The sequence below is a fragment of the Methylobacterium oryzae genome, assembly GCF_036441375.1.
GTDB classification, from domain to species: domain Bacteria; phylum Pseudomonadota; class Alphaproteobacteria; order Rhizobiales; family Beijerinckiaceae; genus Methylobacterium; species Methylobacterium oryzae_A.
This window is the reverse complement of the sequence record NZ_MLCA01000006.1, coordinates 396,397-414,476: the sequence shown is the minus strand read 5'-3', so window position 1 is coordinate 414,476 and position 18,080 is coordinate 396,397. Positions and strand designations below refer to the sequence as shown.

Below are 18,080 nucleotides of genomic sequence, written 5' to 3'. Positions count from 1 at the left end.
CGGGCGCCGGACGACCGGCGTCCCCGCTCAGCCGCGGCCGCGCTCGCCGGTGACCTCGAGCACCGTGCAGCCGCGGATCGGGCGTCCGTACTCATCCGCGCCCTCCACGGTGACGCGGTGGGCGCCGGGCGCGAGGTCGTCCGGAAGCTGCGCCGTCCAGATATGGGTCGAGGGCACCGCCTTCACCCAGCCCTTCTTGGTCTCGGGGTAGCGCTCGTAGAGCTCGGCGACGAACGGGTCGGGCCGGCGGGCGCGCACCATCGGTTGGGACGGCGCGTCGCCGACCCGGAACGCGAGCCGCGTGCGCGGACCGCCGTCGAACACGTTCACCACGAGGGTCGTGTCGGCGAGGGCGTCCTGCGGCACCGGCGGCCGGAGGCCCTGCACCGGCCGGGTCCAGCGCACCACCTCGGGCGCCCCGGCCCGCAGCTCGCTCTCGAACAGGATCCGCATGGTCTCGTCCGGCTGACCCTGCGCGGCGACGTAGCGCGTCGTGTAGGCGGTGCCGCGGACCGACAGGACGTGGAACCCGTTCGGCGTGCCGTCGCGGCTGTCGGCCGAGGGAATGCCGGTGCGGGTGTCGGGGCCACTCCACCACGAGCCCGAGACGGCGGTGAGCACGTGGTGATGGTGTCCGTCGGCGAGGTAATGGTGCTCGGTCGTGTGGGTGTGGCCCGCGAGGCTCAGGACCTTGCGGCCGGCGAGGAGATCGAGGAGCGCGGCGCGGTCGGTGGTGGTGTTGCGGGGATCGTCCGGCGCGGTGTCGGTGTGCAGTGGGATGTGCATCGCCAGGACGATCAGGTCGTCGCGCGCGATCTCGGCCAGGAGATTGCGCAGGAAGGACAGGCCGCGGTCGCCGATCCGGCCCCGGTAGGTGTTGGCGCCCACCGGCACCGGCGGCCCGAGCCACTCGACATTGTCGAGCATCACGAACCACGCCCGGCCGTGCCGGAACGCGTAGGTCGGCGCGCCGAAGACCCGCTTCCAGGTCTCGCGGCTGTAGCGCGCGTCCGGCGCCTGCATGTTGAGGTCGTGGTTGCCCGGCAGGCTGTACCAGGGCAGGCCGATCCGCCCGACGATCCGGTTGGACCGGCCGTAGAGCGATAGGTCGTCGAACAGCACGTCGCCGGTGGTCAGGCCGAAGGCCGCCGGGATCGCCAGGGCGCGGGCGACCGCGGTATCCCGCACGTGGTCGAGCTCGAACCGGCTCTCGGGCTGCGGATCGGTGAACAGCACGACGTCGAAGTCGTCGGGCTCCTCGGCGCGGGTCAGAGTGAAATCGATCGAGGCCGGGAGCCGCCCCGTCGGCGCGAGCCCGCGGTAGCGCAGGCCAAGTTCGGCCGGGGTCCCGCCGGGCTGGTGGATGTAGGAATGGCGCGGCACGTTGTCGGCGTCGCGCGGCAGGGCGTAGCCCGGCGGCTTGATCACGAAGACCGCGCCGTCGCCCGGCATCGGCAGGCGGTAGCGGCCACGCTCGTCGGTCCGCGCGATCTCGCGACCGTTGGACACCAGCACGCCCGGCAACGGGGCCGGATCGCCGCCGGCAGCGTCGCGCGCGGAGACGGTCCCGGTGGCCTCCGCGGCCTCCTGCGCGCCGGCCCGGCCCGCGACCAGGCCGAGGGCGGCGGCGCCCGTCACGGTGCTCCGGCGGGTCAGACCTCCGGGTTGGGACTCGCGCGACATGGACGGCTCCTGCACGGCTTCGCGGCGCGTCGTCCCGCGCGAGGCCGGCAACCGGCATCCGGGACTCAGCCTCTGCGGCGAAGCAGACGCGATTGACGCCACGATGACAGAGGCGGCCCCGAACGCGCGAGGCCCGCACCTCGGCGGAGATGCGGGCCTCGGATCGGGTGCGACGGAGGGGCGGCGCCGGACGAGGCCGGCGCCCGCGGATCGCCTACTCCTCGTCGCCGGGCTCGAAGGTCTGCGGCATCGGCTCGGCGCTGGCGACCGGGGTCGGCGCGCCGATGGTCGAGGGGACGTTCACGCCGTCGCGCTTGTAGATGTCGTCGCGGAACTGGACGATGCCGTCCGGGGTCGACCAGGCGGTGATGTAGGTCCAGTAGACCGGCACCGGCTGGGCGATGTTGGCGTCGACGCGCTTGCCGCTCTCGATCGCCTCCTCGACCTTCTGGCGGTCCCAGCCGGGCGTGTCCTTCAGGAGCCACGTGATGTACTCGCGCACGTTCTGCACGCGCACGCAGCCCGACGAGATGAAGCGGAAATCGTCGCCGAACACGCCCTTGGTGTTCGTGTCGTGCATGAACACGCCGTAGGGGTTCGGGATGTTGATGCGGACGATGCCCATCGAGTTGAAGTCGGCGCCCGAATCCTGCCGATAGGTGTAGCGGGTGCCCTCGTCCGAGAACCAGTTCACCGACTTCGGCGAGACCTCGGAGCCGTTCGACAGGATCCGGATCTTGTTGTCCGTGAGGTAGTTCGGATCCTTCTGCATCTTCGGGATCAGGTCCTTCTTCACGATGGAAGCCGGGACCGTCCAGGTCGGGTTGAAATTGATCTGCGTCGCCTTGGTGTTCATGATCGGCGACTGGCGGTCGATCTTGCCCACGCCGGCGGCGTGGAGCGTGACGACCTGGCCGTTCTCGACCGTCTCGACGAGGGCGGCCGGGATGTTGGTGATCACGAAGCGCCGGCCGAGATCGCCCGAGTAGGAGCGCAGGCGCACGACGTTGATCTCGAGCTGGCGCAGGCGCACATCGGCCGGGACGTTCATGGCCTGCTGGGTGGCCATCGTCATCGCGCCGGTCTGGCTGAGGCCGTGCCGGGCCTGGAACCGCTTCACGCCCGCGGCGACGTAGGAATCGTAGACGCCCGAGCTGCCCGCCGCCGGGTCGAGGTCGCCGGTGACGATCAGGCGCTGGCGAATGGCCGCCACGGCCGGGCCGCGCGAGCCGATCCGCAGGTGGTCGGCGCCCGACACCTGCCGCCAGCCGCCGCGGGCGACGATGTCCTTGTAGCGCTCCACCATCTGCTCGGTGGACGCCACGGTCTGGGGCGAGAGGATCGGCACCGTCTCGCGCTGCACCTGCATGCCGGCGGGCGAGGCGTAATCCTGCGCCCACTCGGCCTGGGCGTAGTTGCCCTGATCGCGGGCTTGGGCGTCGCCGAGGCCGAGCGCGCCGAGGGCGGCGACGCTCAGGATCGCGGAGAACCGGTTTTGTGCCTTCTTGCGCATCGGTCGCTGGCTCTGGTCCGGGGTTCGTCAGGTCGTGACGGGAGCGGATTGTCTCGGGCGCCACGGTGTCGGGATGGCGTTAAGACTCCCTATCGAAGGGGCCGGAATGTGGCATCGCCGTGCGCCAGCGCACGCCGTGTCCGGGTGCGGCACCCTGGCAACAGCCATCGTCGCGCCGGTGTGGCAGGGATGCCATAGCGGTCCGGTTCGGACGGTGCGCGGGAGCAGCATGGATTCGGGCGAGGCCCCATCGGATCGACGTGTCGGGCCGGCCCCGCGGGCCGTGATCGCCGTGCTGGCGCTCTACGCCCTGCTGCTCAAGGCCTTTCTCGGCGGCCTGATGCCGTTGCCGACCGCGATCGACGGCCTCTGCGCGCAGCATTCCGAAGCGTCCGCCATACCGGGCGCGCCCGTCCCTCACGGCCACGGCGATTGCTGCGCGGCGGCCCAGATCGCCGGCCCGGCGCTCCCGCCGCGGCCGTCCGCCATCGGCGTCCGACGGGCCGCCGTTGTGAACCCTCATCCCGCCGGGCTCCTCACCGGCAGCGTCGGCGCCCGCGCGCCGCCCGGCACCATCGCGTCCCCGAGGGGACCGCCGACCGCCTGAGCGATCACCACCTCTCGGATCCCTCAGGACGGATATATTCCTATGAAGACCCTTGTCTCGACCGCCCTCGGCCTCGGGCTGCTCGCCTCCGCGGCGCAGGCCCACGCGGTGCTGGAACGCAAGCAGGCCGCCCCCGGCGCCGCGTATCGCGGCGTCGTCCAGATCATGCACGGCTGCAACGGCCAGCCGACGACCCGCGTGAGCGTCACCATCCCGGAGGGCCTCATCGGCGCCAAGCCGATGCCGAAGCCCGGCTGGACCCTGGCAACGACGCGCGGCCCCTACGCCAAGACCTACGCGACCCACCACGGCACGGCCTCGGAGGGCGTGACGGCGATCACCTGGAGCGGCGGCTCCCTCCCGGACGATCAGGTCGACGAGTTCACCTTCCTGGCGCAGGTTGCCGGCACGTTCGAGCCCGGCGCCACCGTCTACGTCCCGGTCCAGCAGGATTGCGCGGAGGGCGGCTATTCCTGGTCGGAGATCCCCAAGGCCGGCCAGGACGCCCATGACCTGAAGGCGGCCGCGCCCTCCTTCCGGATCGTCCAGGCGGCTCAGGTCGGCGGCGCGCCGTCCGCGGCGACGCCCGCCGCCGCCTCGACCGTGAAGGCCGGCGACCTGACGATCGAGACGCCGTGGCTGCGCGCCACGCCGAACGGCGCCAAGGTCGCGGGCGGATACGTGCGCATCACCAACACGGGGAGCGCGCCCGACACGCTCACGGGCGCGACGGTGCCGTTCGCCAAGAGCAGCGACATCCACTCCATGTCGATGGAGGGCGGCGTCATGAAGATGGCGCCGGTCTCGGGGGGGCTGACGATCAAGCCCGGCGAGACCGTGGAGCTGAAGCCCGGCGGCTACCACCTGATGTTCGAGGACCTCACCGGCGCGCCGAAGGCCGGCGAGACCGTCGCGGGAGCGCTCACCTTTCAGCGGGCCGGCGCCGTGCCGGTGACCTTCACGGTGGCCCCGATCGGCGCGGCCGCGCCGGGTGGCCAGCACCAGCACCCGCACTAGCCGCCCGATCCGAAGCATCCGCCGCCGGGCGACCGACGTGACGGGATCGCTTCCACGGGGCCGGGCTGCCGCGCCCGGCCGTCGCGGCCGCGACGGCAGTCCCACCGCGCCGCGACCGCGGCGGCCGGGCGCCGTGGCCGCCTTCCATCCCGTCAGCGGCAGGAGCGTCTTCGGCGGTATCCACGCGGCGTTCTGAGCGCGCGTGCCGCCATCCGGGGCTCTTCTCCAGGACCCGGACGGCGGATTAAGGTTAAAAAAACATGAACCCTGCTGTTCGGTCCAATCGGCGCTAAGATTGCGGCGTCGTCCGAAAGCCACGGACGGAGCGTCCCGGATCGGAACGAGCCGGGCCGTCGGACGGCACAGGAGAGGCAGATGAACGGCTTCGATGTCACGTTCCGGGACGATCAGGACTGGGTCGATTTCGGCAGGTCCTACGTCAATTCGGAAGCCTTCAAGGCGCTGTTCCGCGATGGGATGACGCTCGTGGAGGAGACGGCCGCCTATCTCGACGGTGAGGGCCGCGACGAGTCGCGCCTCGTCTCCCGGGACGCGACGCTCAGCTACGCGGCCGAGAGCATGCGCCTGACCACGCTGCTGATGCAGATCGCCTCGTGGCTTCTCGTGCAGCGCGCGGTCGCCGAGGGCGAGATGACCCCGGCCGAGGCGCTTCTGGAGAAGCACCGGGTCAAGCTCGGCACGACCGAGCCGCCGAAGCAGCAGGATTTCAACCTGCTGCCGATGCGCCTCCAGCAGCTGATCATCCGGGCGCGGCGCCTGCACAGCCGCATCCTGCACCTCGACGCGCTGATCGCCGAGGACCGGCCCACGCCCCAGCCGGTGGAGAGCCCGGTCGCCGCGCAGCACGGCCTGCTGCGGATGGCGTTCCGGATGAGCGAGGGCTGAGCGGCGCCCCTGGGCGCCGCCGCCCCGGGCCGGCCCGGCCGGCCCCGACGATCAGAAGGCCGGAAACTGGCCCGGGAACTGCTCCTTGAGGATCTGGCGGATCGCGTCGTTCTGGAAGGCGTGGACGAGCTTCGGCACCCACGGCGCCTTCGTGTCGGCCTCGCGGACGACGATGACGTTGTTGTACGGGTTGTTGACCTTGGCCTCGATCGCGACGGAATCTTTGCCGGGGATCAGGCCGGCATCGACGGCGTAGTTGGTGTTGATCACCGCCGCGTCGAGGTCCTCGAGGCTGCGGGGCAGCTGCGCGGCGTCGACCTCCTGGAACTTCAGCCGCTTGGGATTGTCGACGACGTCGAAGACGGTCGGCAGCAGGCCGACCCCGTCCTTCAGCCGGATCAGCTTCTCGGCCTGCAGCAGCAGGAGCGCGCGGCCGCCGTTCGACGGGTCGTTCGGGATGCCGATCAGCGCCCCGTCCTTGAGATCACCGACGGCCTTGACCCGCTTGGAATACAGGCCGATGGGCGTCACGATCGTCTCGCCGACAGGGACGATCTTGTAGCCGCGCGCCTTGATCTGGTTGGCGAGAAACGGCTTGTGCTGGAAGGCGTTGGCGTCGAGATCGCCGGACTGGAGCGCCTCGTTCGGCAGCAGGTAATCGGAGAACACGACCAGGTTGATGTCGAGTCCGTCGCGGGCCGCGATCTCCTTGGCCTTCGCCCAGAGGACTTCGGCATCCCCGCCCATGATGCCGACCTTGATCTTGTCCGCGGCCAGGGCCGGCGCGGCGGCCAGCGCGAGCATGGCGAGGAACAGCAGCAGCAAACGTCTCATCGTATCCCGATCCTAGCACGACGTCCGAAGACCATCGGCCCCTGGACAGGCAGGGGCGCCCGCACGCCCGCGGCGGCTCCGGCGCGGAGCCCGGACGAACCGCGGGTGACCGGGGAAGGATACGACGACCCGGCCGCGCTTTGAATGATCCGGCAGCGGCCGGGCCCGGCCACGGAGACCGCACGCGCGGCCCGCACGAGAAGAAGCGTTTCCTCCCGCGCGCCCGGACGCGCCGTTTGCGGCATGGCCACCCCGATCTTTGCAAACGCGTCCTGTGGATAACGCGCGCCGCCTCAACTCGCGACGCCACGCACGAAAACGGGCGGCCCCGCCAGGGACCGCCCGTCTCGAACAGCATCACCGTGTGGGGGCGGCGCTCAGCGCTTGCCGAGATTGCCGAACCGCGAGTTGAAGCGCGACACGCGACCGGCGCGGTCGAGCATCTTCTGCTCGCCACCGGTCCAGGCCGGATGGGTCAGCGGATCGATGTCGAGATTGAGGGTATCGCCCTCCTTCCCGTAGGTCGAACGGGTCTGGTACTCGGTACCGTCCGTCATCACGACCTTGATGAAGTGGTAATCGGGGTGCTCGGTCCCCTTGGCCTTCGCGGCCGCGTCCTTCGCCATGACCTTGGTCCCTGTCTGGCACGCCGGCGGGAAGCGCAGGAGGCGCCGCCCGGCCCGGAATGCGGAAGATGTCACCGGTTGCACCGAACCATGGGTTCGTGGCAACGGCACGTCCAAGCCGACCGTGGTGGCGGCCCGCGGCCATTGAACACACGCAATCGGATGAGCGGCGGCCTATACCGCAGCCGCTCCCCGGTCACAAGCGCCGCGGACCGGGAGAAAGAAGAACACGTGAGGCGTGATGGCCCGTAAGACCAAGGCGGCCGCGGCCGGCCGACCCAGAGCCCCGCTGAGCGCCCTCAGGCCGCTCCTTCCCTTCGCGCTGCGCTACCGCGTGCGGATCGCGGCGGGCCTCGTCGCCCTCATCTGCGCCTCGGCCTCGACGCTGGTCGTGCCGATCGCCATGCGCCGGGTCATCGACCACGGTTTCACCGCCGACGGCTCGGGGGTGATCGACGCCTACTTCCTCGCCCTGCTCGGCGTCGTCGCGGCCTTCGCGCTGTCGAGCGCCGCCCGCGTCTACACGGTGGTGACCCTGGGCGAGCGGGTCGTCGCCGACCTCCGCAGCGCCGTCTTCGCCCGGCTGACCCAGCTGGATCCCGCCTTCTTCGACCGGGCGCAGTCCGGCGAGATCGTCTCGCGGCTCACCGCGGACGCGACCCAGATCAAGTCGGCCTTCGGCGTCTCGGTCTCGATCCTGCTGCGCAACCTGTTCCTGTTCGTGGGGGCCACCGCCATGATGGTGGTGACGAGCCCGCGCCTGTCCGTGATGGTGCTCGCCGCCATCCCGATCATCGTCTTCCCGCTGATCGTGTCGGGCCGCGGCGTGCGTCGGCGCTCCCGGGCGGCCCAGGACCGGCTCGCCGAGGCCTCCGCCTACGCGGCCGAGGCGGTCGGCGCGGTGCGCACCATGCAGGCCTTCGGCCGCTCGGCCTCGACGGCGGCCCGATTCGCCGCGGCCTCCGAGGAGGCCTACGGCGCCGCCCGCGCCTCGATCCGTGCCCGCGCGCTGCTCACCGGCGTCGCGATCTTCCTGATCTCCGCTTCGGTGGTCGGGGTGATGTGGTACGGCGCCCAGGGCGTCCTCAATCACACGATGACGGGCGGCGAACTCTCGCAATTCGTGCTCTACGCCGTCTTCGGCGCGGGCGCCCTCGGCCAGCTCTCCGAGGTCTACGGCGACCTCGCCATGTCGGCCGGCGCGGCCGAGCGGCTCACCGAGATCCTCGCCGCGGAGCCCGCGATCCGCGCGCCGTCCCCGGCCCTGCCGCTGCCCGAGCCGGCCCGGGGCGCGGTGACCTTCGAGGACGTGCGCTTCGCCTACCCCACCCGCCCGGAACACGCCGCTCTGGGGGGCCTGAGCTTCGCGGCCGCGCCCGGCGAGCGCATCGCCATCGTCGGACCGTCCGGCGCAGGCAAGTCGACGGTGTTCCAGCTACTGCTGCGCTTCTACGATCCGCAGGGGGGCCGGATCCTGGTGGACGGCACCGACATCGCCCGAGTCGACCCGGAGCGCCTGCGCGCCCGCACCGCCCTGGTCCCTCAGGACCCTGTCGTGTTCTCCGGAACCGTCACCGAGAACATCCGCTACGGACGTCCGGAGGCCAGCGAGGCGGAGGTTCGGCGCGCCGCCGAGCTCGCCAACGCGCACGGGTTCATCTCGGCCCTGCCGCAGGGCTACGGGACCCAGGTGGGCGAGCGCGGCGTGACCCTCTCCGGCGGCCAGCGGCAGCGCGTCGCCATCGCCCGGGCGATCCTCAAGGACGCGCCGATCCTGCTCCTCGACGAGGCCACCTCGGCGCTGGACGCCGAGTCCGAGCGCGCCGTCCAGGCCGCCCTCGCCACGCTGATGCAGGGCCGCACCACGCTGGTGATCGCCCACCGGCTCGCCACGATCCGCGCCGCGGACCGCATCCTGGTCCTCGACGACGGCCGCATCGTCGAGACCGGAACCCACGAGAGCCTGCTGGCGCAGGGCGCGCTCTACGCCCAGCTCGCGAACCTGCAGTTCACCGACGCCCTGGACGAGACGGCGCGCGGCAAGGAGCCCCGTAGCCGGGGCGAGCGCCTGCCGGTCGCCGAGTAGCCGGGTCGCGTCCGGAGCCGCCCGCGGGGACGGTCCGGCACACCCGGGACCGTCGCCGCGAAGGATGCCGCCTCAGTGTGCGGAATCGGGCGCGGGCCGGAGATGCGTCCGGGCGGCCGCGTCCTGCGCCCGCTCCGCCGCGGCCTGGATCTGGCCGACCTGCGCCACGATCGTGTCGGTCGCCCGTGCCATCTGGCCGGCCAGATCCCGGACCTCCGCGGCCGCGGCCGCGAAGCCCCGGCCGTCCCCGCCGCGCGCCGCCTCGATCGCGGCCCGGAGCGCCATCAGGCTCGTCTGTCCGGCGATGCCGGCCAGGAGACCGGTCGCCGCGTCGGCGTCCGCCGCGGCCGAACCCGCATCGTCCGCGACCGTCGCGCGCGCCCGCAGGCCGATCAGCCCATCCTCGAAGACCTGCACGGCCGCGGCGATCGCGCCGGCCTCGTCCCGCAGCTCTCCGCCCGGCCGCCGGGTCGCCGCATCGCGCCGCGCGTCGGCGGGCGCCTCGAACGGGTGCTCGGCTCCGGGCCGAACCGGGTTCAGGGCTAGGCTGAGCTTCGACATCGATACGGACTCCCTCGATCGCCCGCACCATGCGACGTCAAGGATAACGATGTGTTAATCCAGCAGAGCGGCACCCCGTTCGAGACAAAATCGACGCGCGCGCCCAAATTTCCGCGCCTCTGCTTGATGATGCGGACAGTCTGAGCTTGCAGAACGCCCACGAATGCAAGCCGTATCAGTCTTGGCACCCGAAAAGACGAGATGAAGCGATCGAAGATCTGCGTCCAGAGCCGCATTCCAGGGCGGCCGCACGTGAGCGCCGCGCTGACCCGGCAGCCCTACCGTTCGGTCAGCTTCATCTCGATCCGGCGGTTGCGGGCATAGGCTTCCTCGGTCGCCCCGGCCTCGAGGGGCTGGAACTCGCCGAAGGCGCCCGCCAGGAGGTGCTGCGGCGGGATCCCCTTGCCGGCGAGGAACTGCACCACCGCGATGGCGCGCGCCGCCGAGAGCGACCAGTTTGACGGGAACTGCGACGTGCTGATCGGGCGCGCGTCGGTGTGTCCGTCGACCCGCAGCACCCAGGGCAGATCCGCCGGGATCTGCTTGGCGAGGTCCGAGACCGCGCTGGCGATGCGGTCGAGTTCCGGGCCGGCCTCGGGCTTGAGGGTCGCGGAGCCGGCCGGGAACAGCACCTCGGATTGCAGCACGAAGCGGTCGCCGACCACGCGGATGTCCGGCCGGTTGCCGAGGATCTGACGCAGGCGGCCGAAGAAGTCGGACCGGTAGCGGGCCAGTTCCTGAACCTTCTGCGCGAGGGCCACGTTCAGCCGGCTGCCGAGCTCGGCGATCCGGGCCTGGGATTCCTTGTCGCGGCTCTCGGAGGCCGCCAGGGCGTCCTCCAGGGCGGCGAGCTGGCGCCGCATGGCGCTGATCTGCTCGTTGAGCAGGTCGATCTGGGACTGCGCCCGCCGGGTCGCGCCGCGCTCGGTCTCCAGCTGCTTGTCGAGGGTGCCCGCGGCGCCCTGGCTGACCGTGGCGGCCTCGGCCTGCACCTTGGCCCGGTCGCGCTCGGCCTCGACGCCGGCGAGCGTCGTGCGGAGGTTGCGCGCCTCTTCCTCCTGGTTGCGGCGGTTCGTCCGCTCCAGGGCGAGCAGGTCGGTGAGGTCGGCGATCTGCCGGTTGAGCTTGGCGAGCGTCTCGTCCCGGCCGGTCAGCTCCTGCGACAGGAAGAACTGGCCGACCACGAAGACCGTGAGCAGGAAGACCACCGACAGGAGCAGCGTCGCCAGCGCGTCGACGTAGCCGGGCCAGACGTTGACCGTCCGCCGGGTCCGGGTCGCCGTCGAGGCCACTAGACGCGCTCCCGGCCCAGCCGGTCGAGCACCTGCTTTAGCTCGCGCTCGCGGCTCGCCTGCGCCTCCACCCAGTCGCGGATCATCTGCTGCTCGGCGCGCATGTGCTGGACGAGGCCCTGGATCCCCTCGGCGAGGTTCGTCATCGCCTGCGTCGCCGCGCGGCTGCCGCCGCCCTCGGCCACGAGGGCGGTGAGGCGGTCGACGGCCTCTTTCAACTCCTGCGTTCCGGCGGCCGGCCGCGCTGCCACCGCCACAGGCGCCGCCTCCTGGGCGGCCGCGCCGGACAGCAGCCAATCCTGCAATTCGTTGTGGAAACGGGCATGGGCCTGGCCGGCCTGCAGCTCCAGGAAGCCGGTGATCAGCGACGAGGCGAGGCCGAACAGCGAGGCCGAGAACGCCAGACCGATGCCCGAGAGCGGCACCGCGAGGCCGGATTTCAGCTCGTCGAACATCACGCCGGCATCGCCGCCGCCGCGCATGCCCTTGATCACGCCGCCCACCGCCGACAGCGTGTCGATGAGGCCCCAGAAGGTGCCGAGCAGACCGAGCAGGATCAGGATACCGGCGATGTAGCGCAGGATCTCCCGGCCCTCGTCGAGGCGCACCGCGATCGTGTCGAGATAGCCGGTCGTGCCGGACAGGGTGGTCCCGCCGGCCCGCGCGGCGATCATCGGCGCCATCGGCGCCAGCAGGGCGGGCGGGCGCTTGGCCTGCGCGCCGTTGGCGATGGCGTTGACGTAGGCGGTCTCGCGGAACAGCCGGACGACCTGCCCGAAGGCGATCAGGACGGCGATCAGCAGCACACCGAGAATGAGCCCGTTGAGCCCGGGATTGGCCAGGAAGGCCGGGGTGATCTGCCTGAACAGGATGAAGGCGAGGAAGCCCACCAGGATCAGGAAGATGACCATGCGCCCGAGATAGATCCCGGGCTGTGCCAGCGGCCCATTTTTGTCGTCGCCGGTTTCTCGGGCGGCCATCGGTCGCTCTAGCCTGATCTCACCACGCGGCAGCCGGCCATCGGCGCCCATCGCGGGCACTGTGGGGGTAGGCCCGCACGCGATCAAGTCTCGGGAAGGTCACGGCCGAGCTATGCCCAAGCCTATCGGGACCGGTCCCGCACAAAAGGCTTAGCCGCTCGCGCCCGACTTACCCCAAACCGGCATCCGCCGGCCCGGACAGGGCGCTAATCCCAGAACAGCGGCGCGGTCTCCTCGAGATTCGGCCCGAGGCGCAGGGCCGCGACGCGCGTGGCGAGGCCGCGCACGTCGGTCTCCACCGCGATCCCGCACAGGGTGCCCTCGCCGACCGCCACCTCCCAGCGGGAGCCCGGCGTCTTCTGGATCATGCGGCGGATCGGCTCATCCTTCTGCATGCCGATCACCGAGTCGTAATCGCCGCACATGCCGGCATCCGACATGTAGGCCGTGCCGCCGGGCAGGATCCGGTGGTCCGCCGTGGGCGTGTGCGTGTGCGTCCCGACGACGAGGCTGGCCCGGCCGTCGAGGTAGTGGCCGAAGGCCTGCTTCTCGCTCGTCGCCTCGGCGTGGACGTCGACGATCACCGCGTCGGCCGCCGCGCCGAGGGGGCAGGCGGTGAGTTCGCGCTCCACCGCCGCGAAGGGATCGTCCATCGCGTCGAGGAAGACGCGGCCCATCACGTTGACCACGAGCACGCGGGCGCCGCCCTGAGTCTCCACCACCGTGGCGCCGCGGCCGGGCGTGCCGGGCGGATAGTTCGCCGGCCGCACCAGGCGCGGCTGGCGGGCGATGAACACCATCGCCTCGCGCTGGTCGAAACTGTGGTTGCCGAGGGTCACCGCGTCGGCGCCGGCCTGGATCAGCTCGTCGCAGATGGTCTCGGAGATGCCGAAGCCGCCGGCCGCGTTCTCGCCGTTGACCACCACGCAGTCGAGGCGCCAGCGCTCGCGCAGGCGCGGCAGCTGCTCGCACACGACGGTGCGGCCCGAGCGCCCGACGACGTCGCCGAGGAAGAGCAGACGCATGGGTCAGGCGGTCCTGTCGCAGCGGATCACGCCGTCTTCGGTGATCACGAACTGGAGGGGCCGGTCGTGCGGCTCGGCCGGCACGCGCTCCACCTCCTGGGCGGCGAAGCCGATGCCGACGGTCAGGACCGGACGGGTCTGGGAGAGGCGCGCGATCGCCCCGTCGTAGTAGCCGCGGCCGTAGCCGATGCGCTGCCCGGTCCGGTCGAAGGCGGCGAGCGGCACGATCAGCGCGTCGGGTTCCACCGGCGGCAGCGACGGATCGGGCTCGCTGAGGCCGAACCGGCCGGCGACCAGGGCGTCGCCGACGCGCCATTCGCGAAACACCAGGCCGTCCGGCGTGACGTGCGGCAGGGCCAGGGCCTGGCCGCGGGCGCGCAGGCCTTCGGCGGCGGGCCGCGGGTCGACCTCACTGCGGATCGGCCAGAAGACTCCGACCAGACGGGGCCGGGCCAGTTCGGGCAGCGCCAGGAGCGCGCGCCCGATCGCCGCCGAGGCCGCCTGCCGGGCCGCGGGATCGAGGGCGTCCCGGGCCGCGAGGGCCGTGCCGCGGAGTTCCGCCTTGCGGGCGACGTTCGGAGCCTCGGCGCCGGTTCTGGGAGGGGTCGGGTGCGGAGCCACGTGAGCCGTTGGAGGATCGATCCCGGGAAACCTACAGCGTAGGTGGGCGCCGTGTTGGCCAAGTCCAGGGACGAGGCCAGGGACAGCTCCCGAGGGAGTCGATAAGGCCCCGGGGATAGTGCTCCTGACGAACTCTGCAGCCCCGCGTTCGTCATGTAGCGGTCCCGACGCGATCCCGCCAGGGCCGCGCGCATCAAAATCCGCGGGCCCGGACGTCAGGCCGGCCCGCCGGCCTCGTCCCGCGTCCCCGCGGCCCTCGCCCGGGCCACCGCCAGGATCTCGCCGCGGTCCTCCTCGTCGGCGATCGACTGCCAGAGGCTGATCAACTCGCCGAGCTCGGCCAGCGGGCGCTGCGCCGGCGCCCCGAAGAAGGCCGCGATCGGGACGCCGGTCGCCGCCGCGATCCGACGGAGACGGGCATCGACGGCGCGCCGGCCGCCGCCCCGGTCCTCGACGCTGATCGCTTCCATGACAGGGCACCCGAATGAGAGCAGAGGCCGTGGCCTGAAGCGATGATCACGCTTGGTCGAAGCCAATACAATTTATCCGATTGGAGAATAGAGAAACTTGGCGGCATTATCCACGCCGACGAAGCCCCGCCCATGTCGAATCCAGGATTGGCGCGCCCGCCGCGCGGACCCGGCCTGCGGGTGAGTTGGTCGGGCCGTCGACCGGTCTTCGCGACACGGCGACGCGTCCGCGCCGCGCGCCGCCGACATGCTGCAGCAACACGACGCGTTCGAAGGCTGACGCGGGTCTCGGAGCCCGTGCCGCGCGCGGACCGTTTACCACGCTCCCAGTCATCCGGGCGGTCACGGCGCGGATCGCGGCCTCGATACATTGTCAGCAGGCTGCGCGACTCTTGCAGTAGGGAAGGCACCCGCGAGGGACCGACCAGGATTGAGACGACGGTGACCGATCGTGGCACAGATCGACCATAACATCGCTGTCGCGACGTGGCTCGGCCCGGTGCAGCCGGCGCAGCCCGAGCGTCCGGGCCCGAACCGTCCCGACACCACGGCCGAGCTGGGTGACCTGTGGCGGATCCTGTGGCGGCGCAAGGGGCTGGTCTTCGGGACGGCGCTGCTGCTCGGCCTGCTCGTCCTGACCTACGCCCTGATCACGCCCTCGCTCTACACCGCCACGGCGCAGATCCTGATCGATCCCCGCGACCGGCAGGTCGTCTCGAACGACGTCAACCCCGCCGGCCTGTCGCCGGACGGGGGCATCGCGCAGGTCGAGAGCCAGGTGAAGGTGATCGAATCGGACGCCGTGCTGGGTCGGGCGGTCGATCAGGTCGGCCTCGCGACCGCGCCGGGCTTCGGTGCGCCGCAGGACGGCGTCATCACCCGGACGCTCTCGGAGCTCCGCGCGATGGTGACCGGACCGAAGGCGGAGCGGCCCGTCGACGCCCGCGGCCGGGCGCTGGACCAGCTGCGCCGCCGGCTCGCGGTCAAGCGCGCCGACAAGGTCTTCGTCATCGACCTCGTCGTCACCACGACGGACCCCGACCTCTCGGCGCGGATCGTCAACGCCATCGCGAGCGCCTACCTGACGGACCAGACCGACGCCCGCTCGGACGCCGCCAAGCGCGCCGCGGGCGAGCTGCGCGGCCGCCTCGACGAGCTGCGCGGCGCCGTCAACGCCGCCGACAAGAAGCTCGAGGACTACAAGGCGCGCAACGGCCTGATCGCGTCGAGCGGCCGGCTGGTGAACGAGCAGCAGCTCACCGACCTGAACGCGCGGCTGGTCGCCGCGCGGGCGCGGACCGCCGATGCCAAGGCGCGGCTCCAGGGAATCCGCGAGGCGCGCGGTCAGGCGATCGGGTCCGGGGCGATGCCGGAGGCGGTCCAGTCCTCGGTCATCGAGCGGCTGCGCGGGCAGTACGCGGAGCTCGCCGCCAAGGAGGCGGACCTGCGCACCAATCTCGGCGAGCGCCACCCGTTCATCGCCGCCGTGCGCGCGCAGATGCAAGATGTCCGACGGCTGATCGACGCTGAGCTGAACCGCATCGCGGGCGCGGCCGAGACCGAGTACCAGCGTGCCCAGTCCAACGAGCGGACCCTCTCGGCGGAGCTGGAGCGCCTGCAGCGGCAATCGGCGGTCAACGCCCAGTCGTCGGTGCAGCAGCGCGAGCTCGAGCGCGAGGTCGACGCGGCGCGCTCGGTCTACAACGCCTTCCTGGTGCGCGCCCGGGAGATCAAGGAGCAGACCAGCATCGACAGCTCGAACGCCCGGATCATCACCGCGGCGCGGCCGCCGCAGGACCCGAGCTGGCCGCCGCGGCTGATCCTGGTCGCCGCCGCCCTCGCGGGCGGCCTCGGCCTCGGCGCCGGCCTCGCGCTGACGCGGGAGTACCTCGCGCCGACCGTGCTCTCGTCCCGGCAGCTGGAGCGGCTGTCGAACGCCCCGGTGGTGGCGGTGCTGCCCGGCCTCCGGCCCCGGGGCGCGAGCGCGACCGCCGCGAGCGTCACCCTCGATCACTTGGCCGCGACCTCCGGCAGCCGCGGCCATTCGCTGGCGCTGCTCGTCACCTCGGGCGAATCCGACGAGGCGGAGCGCCGGGCGGTGATCGGACTGCTCGCCGCGGTGGCCGTCGCGCGCGGCGACCGGGTGCTGCGCGTCGACGCCGACCTCCGGGCGGACGGCTCCGGCACCGGCGGCCTGCTCGACGTGCTGCGCGGCGAGCAGAGCCTGAACGCCGTGACCCGGACGGACCCGGCCTCCGGCGCCCGCCGGATCGGGCTCGGCGACACCGAGAAGCCCCTGCGCGATGCCCTCACCCCCGCCAACGTCGAGCGCTTCATCGCCGGCGTGAAGGGACGCTTCGACCTCATGCTCGTCGATGGCGGCGTGCTGACCGAGAACCTGCGCCTCGGTCCCCTGGCGGCCGCCGCCGACCGGCTGCTGCTCGTCGCCTGCAACGGCGCGACGCGCCAGCGCGACCTGATCGACCTCGTGGACACGTCGGAGGCGCTGGGCCGGCCGATCTCGGGCTCGCTGCTCCTGACCCGGCGCAAGGCGTGAGGACCGTCCGGCAGACCGGCTTCGCGCGCCGCCACGATCCGGCGGCGCGCACCGGCCCGGTGCTGCGCGCCCTCCTACGAGGGGAATCGGCGGCGCTGTCGGTCTGGGCGCTGCTCCTCGTCGGGGTCTCGGGCGGGCTCCTGTGGGCGCTGGGCCTCAATTACGAGGGGATCACCGGCTCGGCCGCCTCGAAGATCCACCCGGCCACCTACCTGGCCGTCATCCTGGTCGGCTGGACCCTGATGCGCGCGGGCAACCCCGTGATCCCCGTGGCTGGGGCGCTGAACCGGCGGCCGGCCAGCGTGCTCCTGGCCGCCTGCGGCGTGCTGCTCCTCGCGCTGATCGCGGCCCGGGGCGGCGCGGGCCTCGCCGGCTCGATCGACACCTTCGTGCTCGCCGGCCTCGTCCCGATCCTCCTGATGGACCGGGACGCCGCCACTCTCGGGCGGCTGGAGACGATCCTCCACCTCGTGATGCTCGCCAACGCCCTGCTCGGCCTGTTCGAGCTCGCGAGCGGCCAGCGCTTCTTCCCCTACCGGTTCGACGGCGTTGCGTTCGAGTCCGACACCCGGTCGGCGGCCCTCCAGGGCCACCCGCTGGCCAACGCGACGATGACGGCGTGCTACATCCTGGCGCTGGCCAAGGGCGGCGGCCGCCTCACGCCGATGACGCGCGCCGCCATGATCGGCCTCCAGCTCGTGGCCCTGGTCACGTTCGGCGGCCGCTCGGCCACCGTCACGACGCTGATCCTCGGCGGCGGTGTCGGGCTCGTGGCCCTGAACCGCACCCTGCGCACCGGCCGCGTCCCGCTGGCGGCGGCGGCCTGCGCGTGCTTCGCCCTCACCCTGCTGCCGGTCTTGGTCGCCGTCCTGGCCGCGGCCGGGTTCTTCGACACCCTGCTGGACCGGTTCGTCTCGGACGGCGGCAGCGCGCAGGCCCGGGTCGACATGCTCACGGTGTTCGACGCGATACCGTTCCGGCAGCTCCTGCTCGCACCCGACTTCCTGCAGGTGAACACGCTGCGCCGGATCTACGGCCTGGAATGGGGCATCGAGAACTCGATCATCTCGGCCGTGCTCTACCACGGCATACTGGTCACGGCGGTGCTGGTGATCGCGGTGGGGCTCTACCTCGCGGAGATCGCGCGGGATTGCCGCCGCGGCGTCTGGCTGCCGATCCTGGCCTTCGTGATCCTCGTGAACACCTTCGAGGGCCTGGCCGGCAAGACCACGCTGCTCGCCAAGTTCGCCCTGATGCTCATCGTCCTGTTTCCGCCCCTTCCCCTGCGCGGCCGCGGCTAGA

General features: G+C 71.9%; 16 protein-coding genes and 1 other RNA gene. 6 read left to right on the top strand and 11 right to left on the bottom strand.

Features of this window, described 5'->3' with window-relative positions:
* Positions 1-27 precede the first annotated feature (27 nt).
* Positions 28-1,683, bottom strand: coding sequence for a calcineurin-like phosphoesterase family protein (locus MOTC310_RS12505; protein WP_331301993.1), 1,656 nt, complete (start codon positions 1,681-1,683; stop codon positions 28-30).
* Positions 1,684-1,897: 214 nt separating this feature from the next.
* Positions 1,898-3,196, bottom strand: a complete 1,299-nt coding sequence (locus tag MOTC310_RS12500; RefSeq protein ID WP_331294098.1) for a L,D-transpeptidase family protein — start codon at positions 3,194-3,196, stop codon at positions 1,898-1,900.
* A gap of 229 nt (positions 3,197-3,425) precedes the next feature.
* On the opposite strand from MOTC310_RS12500, the gene MOTC310_RS12495 reads away from it, so the two are divergent.
* The 3 genes from MOTC310_RS12495 to rcdA all read left to right on the top strand — a co-directional run bounded on the left by MOTC310_RS12495 (position 3,426) and on the right by rcdA (position 5,726).
* The gene (locus MOTC310_RS12495; RefSeq protein ID WP_331301992.1) at positions 3,426-3,803 is read left to right on the top strand and encodes a hypothetical protein; all 378 of its coding nucleotides are present in this window, start codon (positions 3,426-3,428) and stop codon (positions 3,801-3,803) included.
* 42 nt (positions 3,804-3,845) lie between these two features.
* Positions 3,846-4,820: a copper chaperone PCu(A)C domain-containing protein gene (locus MOTC310_RS12490; RefSeq protein ID WP_331301991.1), complete on the top strand. Its 975-nt coding sequence runs from the start codon at positions 3,846-3,848 to the stop codon at positions 4,818-4,820.
* A gap of 375 nt (positions 4,821-5,195) precedes the next feature.
* Entirely contained in the window at positions 5,196-5,726 is a 531-nt protein-coding gene (gene rcdA / locus MOTC310_RS12485; protein WP_331294101.1) for a protease adaptor protein RcdA, read from the top strand.
* Between the two features lie 51 nt (positions 5,727-5,777).
* Here rcdA and MOTC310_RS12480 read toward each other — a convergent pair whose 3' ends face one another.
* Together MOTC310_RS12480 and rpmE are read right to left on the bottom strand one after the other, a co-directional pair.
* A complete protein-coding gene (locus MOTC310_RS12480) occupies positions 5,778-6,560 on the bottom strand; it encodes a MetQ/NlpA family ABC transporter substrate-binding protein (RefSeq protein ID WP_331301990.1) in 783 nt (260 codons plus the stop codon).
* 377 nt (positions 6,561-6,937) lie between these two features.
* Entirely contained in the window at positions 6,938-7,186 is a 249-nt protein-coding gene (gene rpmE / locus MOTC310_RS12475; protein ID WP_091712745.1) for a 50S ribosomal protein L31, read from the bottom strand.
* A gap of 241 nt (positions 7,187-7,427) precedes the next feature.
* On the opposite strand from rpmE, the gene MOTC310_RS12470 reads away from it, so the two are divergent.
* Entirely contained in the window at positions 7,428-9,272 is a 1,845-nt protein-coding gene (locus tag MOTC310_RS12470) for an ABC transporter transmembrane domain-containing protein (protein WP_331301989.1), read from the top strand.
* Between the two features lie 72 nt (positions 9,273-9,344).
* Here the strand turns inward: MOTC310_RS12470 and MOTC310_RS32790 are convergent, their stop codons facing one another.
* The 7 genes from MOTC310_RS32790 to MOTC310_RS12435 all read right to left on the bottom strand — a co-directional run bounded on the left by MOTC310_RS32790 (position 9,345) and on the right by MOTC310_RS12435 (position 14,221).
* Positions 9,345-9,833, bottom strand: a complete 489-nt coding sequence (locus MOTC310_RS32790; protein ID WP_419539893.1) for a methyl-accepting chemotaxis protein — start codon at positions 9,831-9,833, stop codon at positions 9,345-9,347.
* Between the two features lie 278 nt (positions 9,834-10,111).
* Positions 10,112-11,125 (bottom strand): peptidoglycan -binding protein, encoded by a 1,014-nt coding sequence (locus tag MOTC310_RS12460; protein ID WP_331301988.1) that lies wholly within the window; start codon positions 11,123-11,125, stop codon positions 10,112-10,114.
* On the bottom strand, positions 11,125-12,105 hold the full coding sequence (locus tag MOTC310_RS12455) for a flagellar motor protein MotA (RefSeq protein ID WP_331301987.1): 981 nt from the start codon (positions 12,103-12,105) through the stop codon (positions 11,125-11,127). The genes MOTC310_RS12460 and MOTC310_RS12455 overlap by 1 nt, the downstream gene beginning before the upstream one ends.
* Before the next feature lie 206 nt (positions 12,106-12,311).
* Positions 12,312-13,130 (bottom strand): TIGR00282 family metallophosphoesterase, encoded by an 819-nt coding sequence (locus MOTC310_RS12450; RefSeq protein ID WP_331301986.1) that lies wholly within the window; start codon positions 13,128-13,130, stop codon positions 12,312-12,314.
* 3 nt (positions 13,131-13,133) lie between these two features.
* Positions 13,134-13,751 (bottom strand): 5-formyltetrahydrofolate cyclo-ligase, encoded by a 618-nt coding sequence (locus MOTC310_RS12445; protein ID WP_331301985.1) that lies wholly within the window; start codon positions 13,749-13,751, stop codon positions 13,134-13,136.
* Positions 13,741-13,897, bottom strand: a non-coding RNA gene (gene ssrS / locus MOTC310_RS12440) — 6S RNA. The genes MOTC310_RS12445 and ssrS overlap by 11 nt, the downstream gene beginning before the upstream one ends.
* Positions 13,898-13,966: 69 nt before the next feature.
* Positions 13,967-14,221 (bottom strand): hypothetical protein, encoded by a 255-nt coding sequence (locus MOTC310_RS12435; RefSeq protein ID WP_331294108.1) that lies wholly within the window; start codon positions 14,219-14,221, stop codon positions 13,967-13,969.
* A 451-nt stretch (positions 14,222-14,672) separates the two neighbouring features.
* On the opposite strand from MOTC310_RS12435, the gene MOTC310_RS12430 reads away from it, so the two are divergent.
* A complete protein-coding gene (locus MOTC310_RS12430; protein WP_331301984.1) occupies positions 14,673-16,778 on the top strand; it encodes a GumC family protein in 2,106 nt (701 codons plus the stop codon).
* Positions 16,775-18,079: a VpsF family polysaccharide biosynthesis protein gene (locus MOTC310_RS12425; RefSeq protein WP_331301983.1), complete on the top strand. Its 1,305-nt coding sequence runs from the start codon at positions 16,775-16,777 to the stop codon at positions 18,077-18,079. The genes MOTC310_RS12430 and MOTC310_RS12425 overlap by 4 nt, the downstream gene beginning before the upstream one ends.
* Position 18,080: the final 1 nt, after the last annotated feature.

Coding starts and splice junctions, on each gene's coding strand:
- MOTC310_RS12500 (WP_331294098.1), bottom strand. CDS start 3,196: ATGCGCAAGAAGGCACAAAACCGGTTCTCCGCGATCCTGAGCGTCGCC.
- MOTC310_RS12455 (WP_331301987.1), bottom strand. CDS start 12,105: ATGGCCGCCCGAGAAACCGGCGACGACAAAAATGGGCCGCTGGCACAG.
- MOTC310_RS12450 (WP_331301986.1), bottom strand. CDS start 13,130: ATGCGTCTGCTCTTCCTCGGCGACGTCGTCGGGCGCTCGGGCCGCACC.
- MOTC310_RS12505 (WP_331301993.1), bottom strand. CDS start 1,683: ATGTCGCGCGAGTCCCAACCCGGAGGTCTGACCCGCCGGAGCACCGTG.
- MOTC310_RS32790 (WP_419539893.1), bottom strand. CDS start 9,833: ATGTCGAAGCTCAGCCTAGCCCTGAACCCGGTTCGGCCCGGAGCCGAG.
- MOTC310_RS12495 (WP_331301992.1), top strand. CDS start 3,426: ATGGATTCGGGCGAGGCCCCATCGGATCGACGTGTCGGGCCGGCCCCG.
- MOTC310_RS12490 (WP_331301991.1), top strand. CDS start 3,846: ATGAAGACCCTTGTCTCGACCGCCCTCGGCCTCGGGCTGCTCGCCTCC.
- MOTC310_RS12480 (WP_331301990.1), bottom strand. CDS start 6,560: ATGAGACGTTTGCTGCTGCTGTTCCTCGCCATGCTCGCGCTGGCCGCC.
- MOTC310_RS12470 (WP_331301989.1), top strand. CDS start 7,428: ATGGCCCGTAAGACCAAGGCGGCCGCGGCCGGCCGACCCAGAGCCCCG.
- MOTC310_RS12435 (WP_331294108.1), bottom strand. CDS start 14,221: ATGGAAGCGATCAGCGTCGAGGACCGGGGCGGCGGCCGGCGCGCCGTC.
- rpmE (WP_091712745.1), bottom strand. CDS start 7,186: ATGGCGAAGGACGCGGCCGCGAAGGCCAAGGGGACCGAGCACCCCGAT.
- rcdA (WP_331294101.1), top strand. CDS start 5,196: ATGAACGGCTTCGATGTCACGTTCCGGGACGATCAGGACTGGGTCGAT.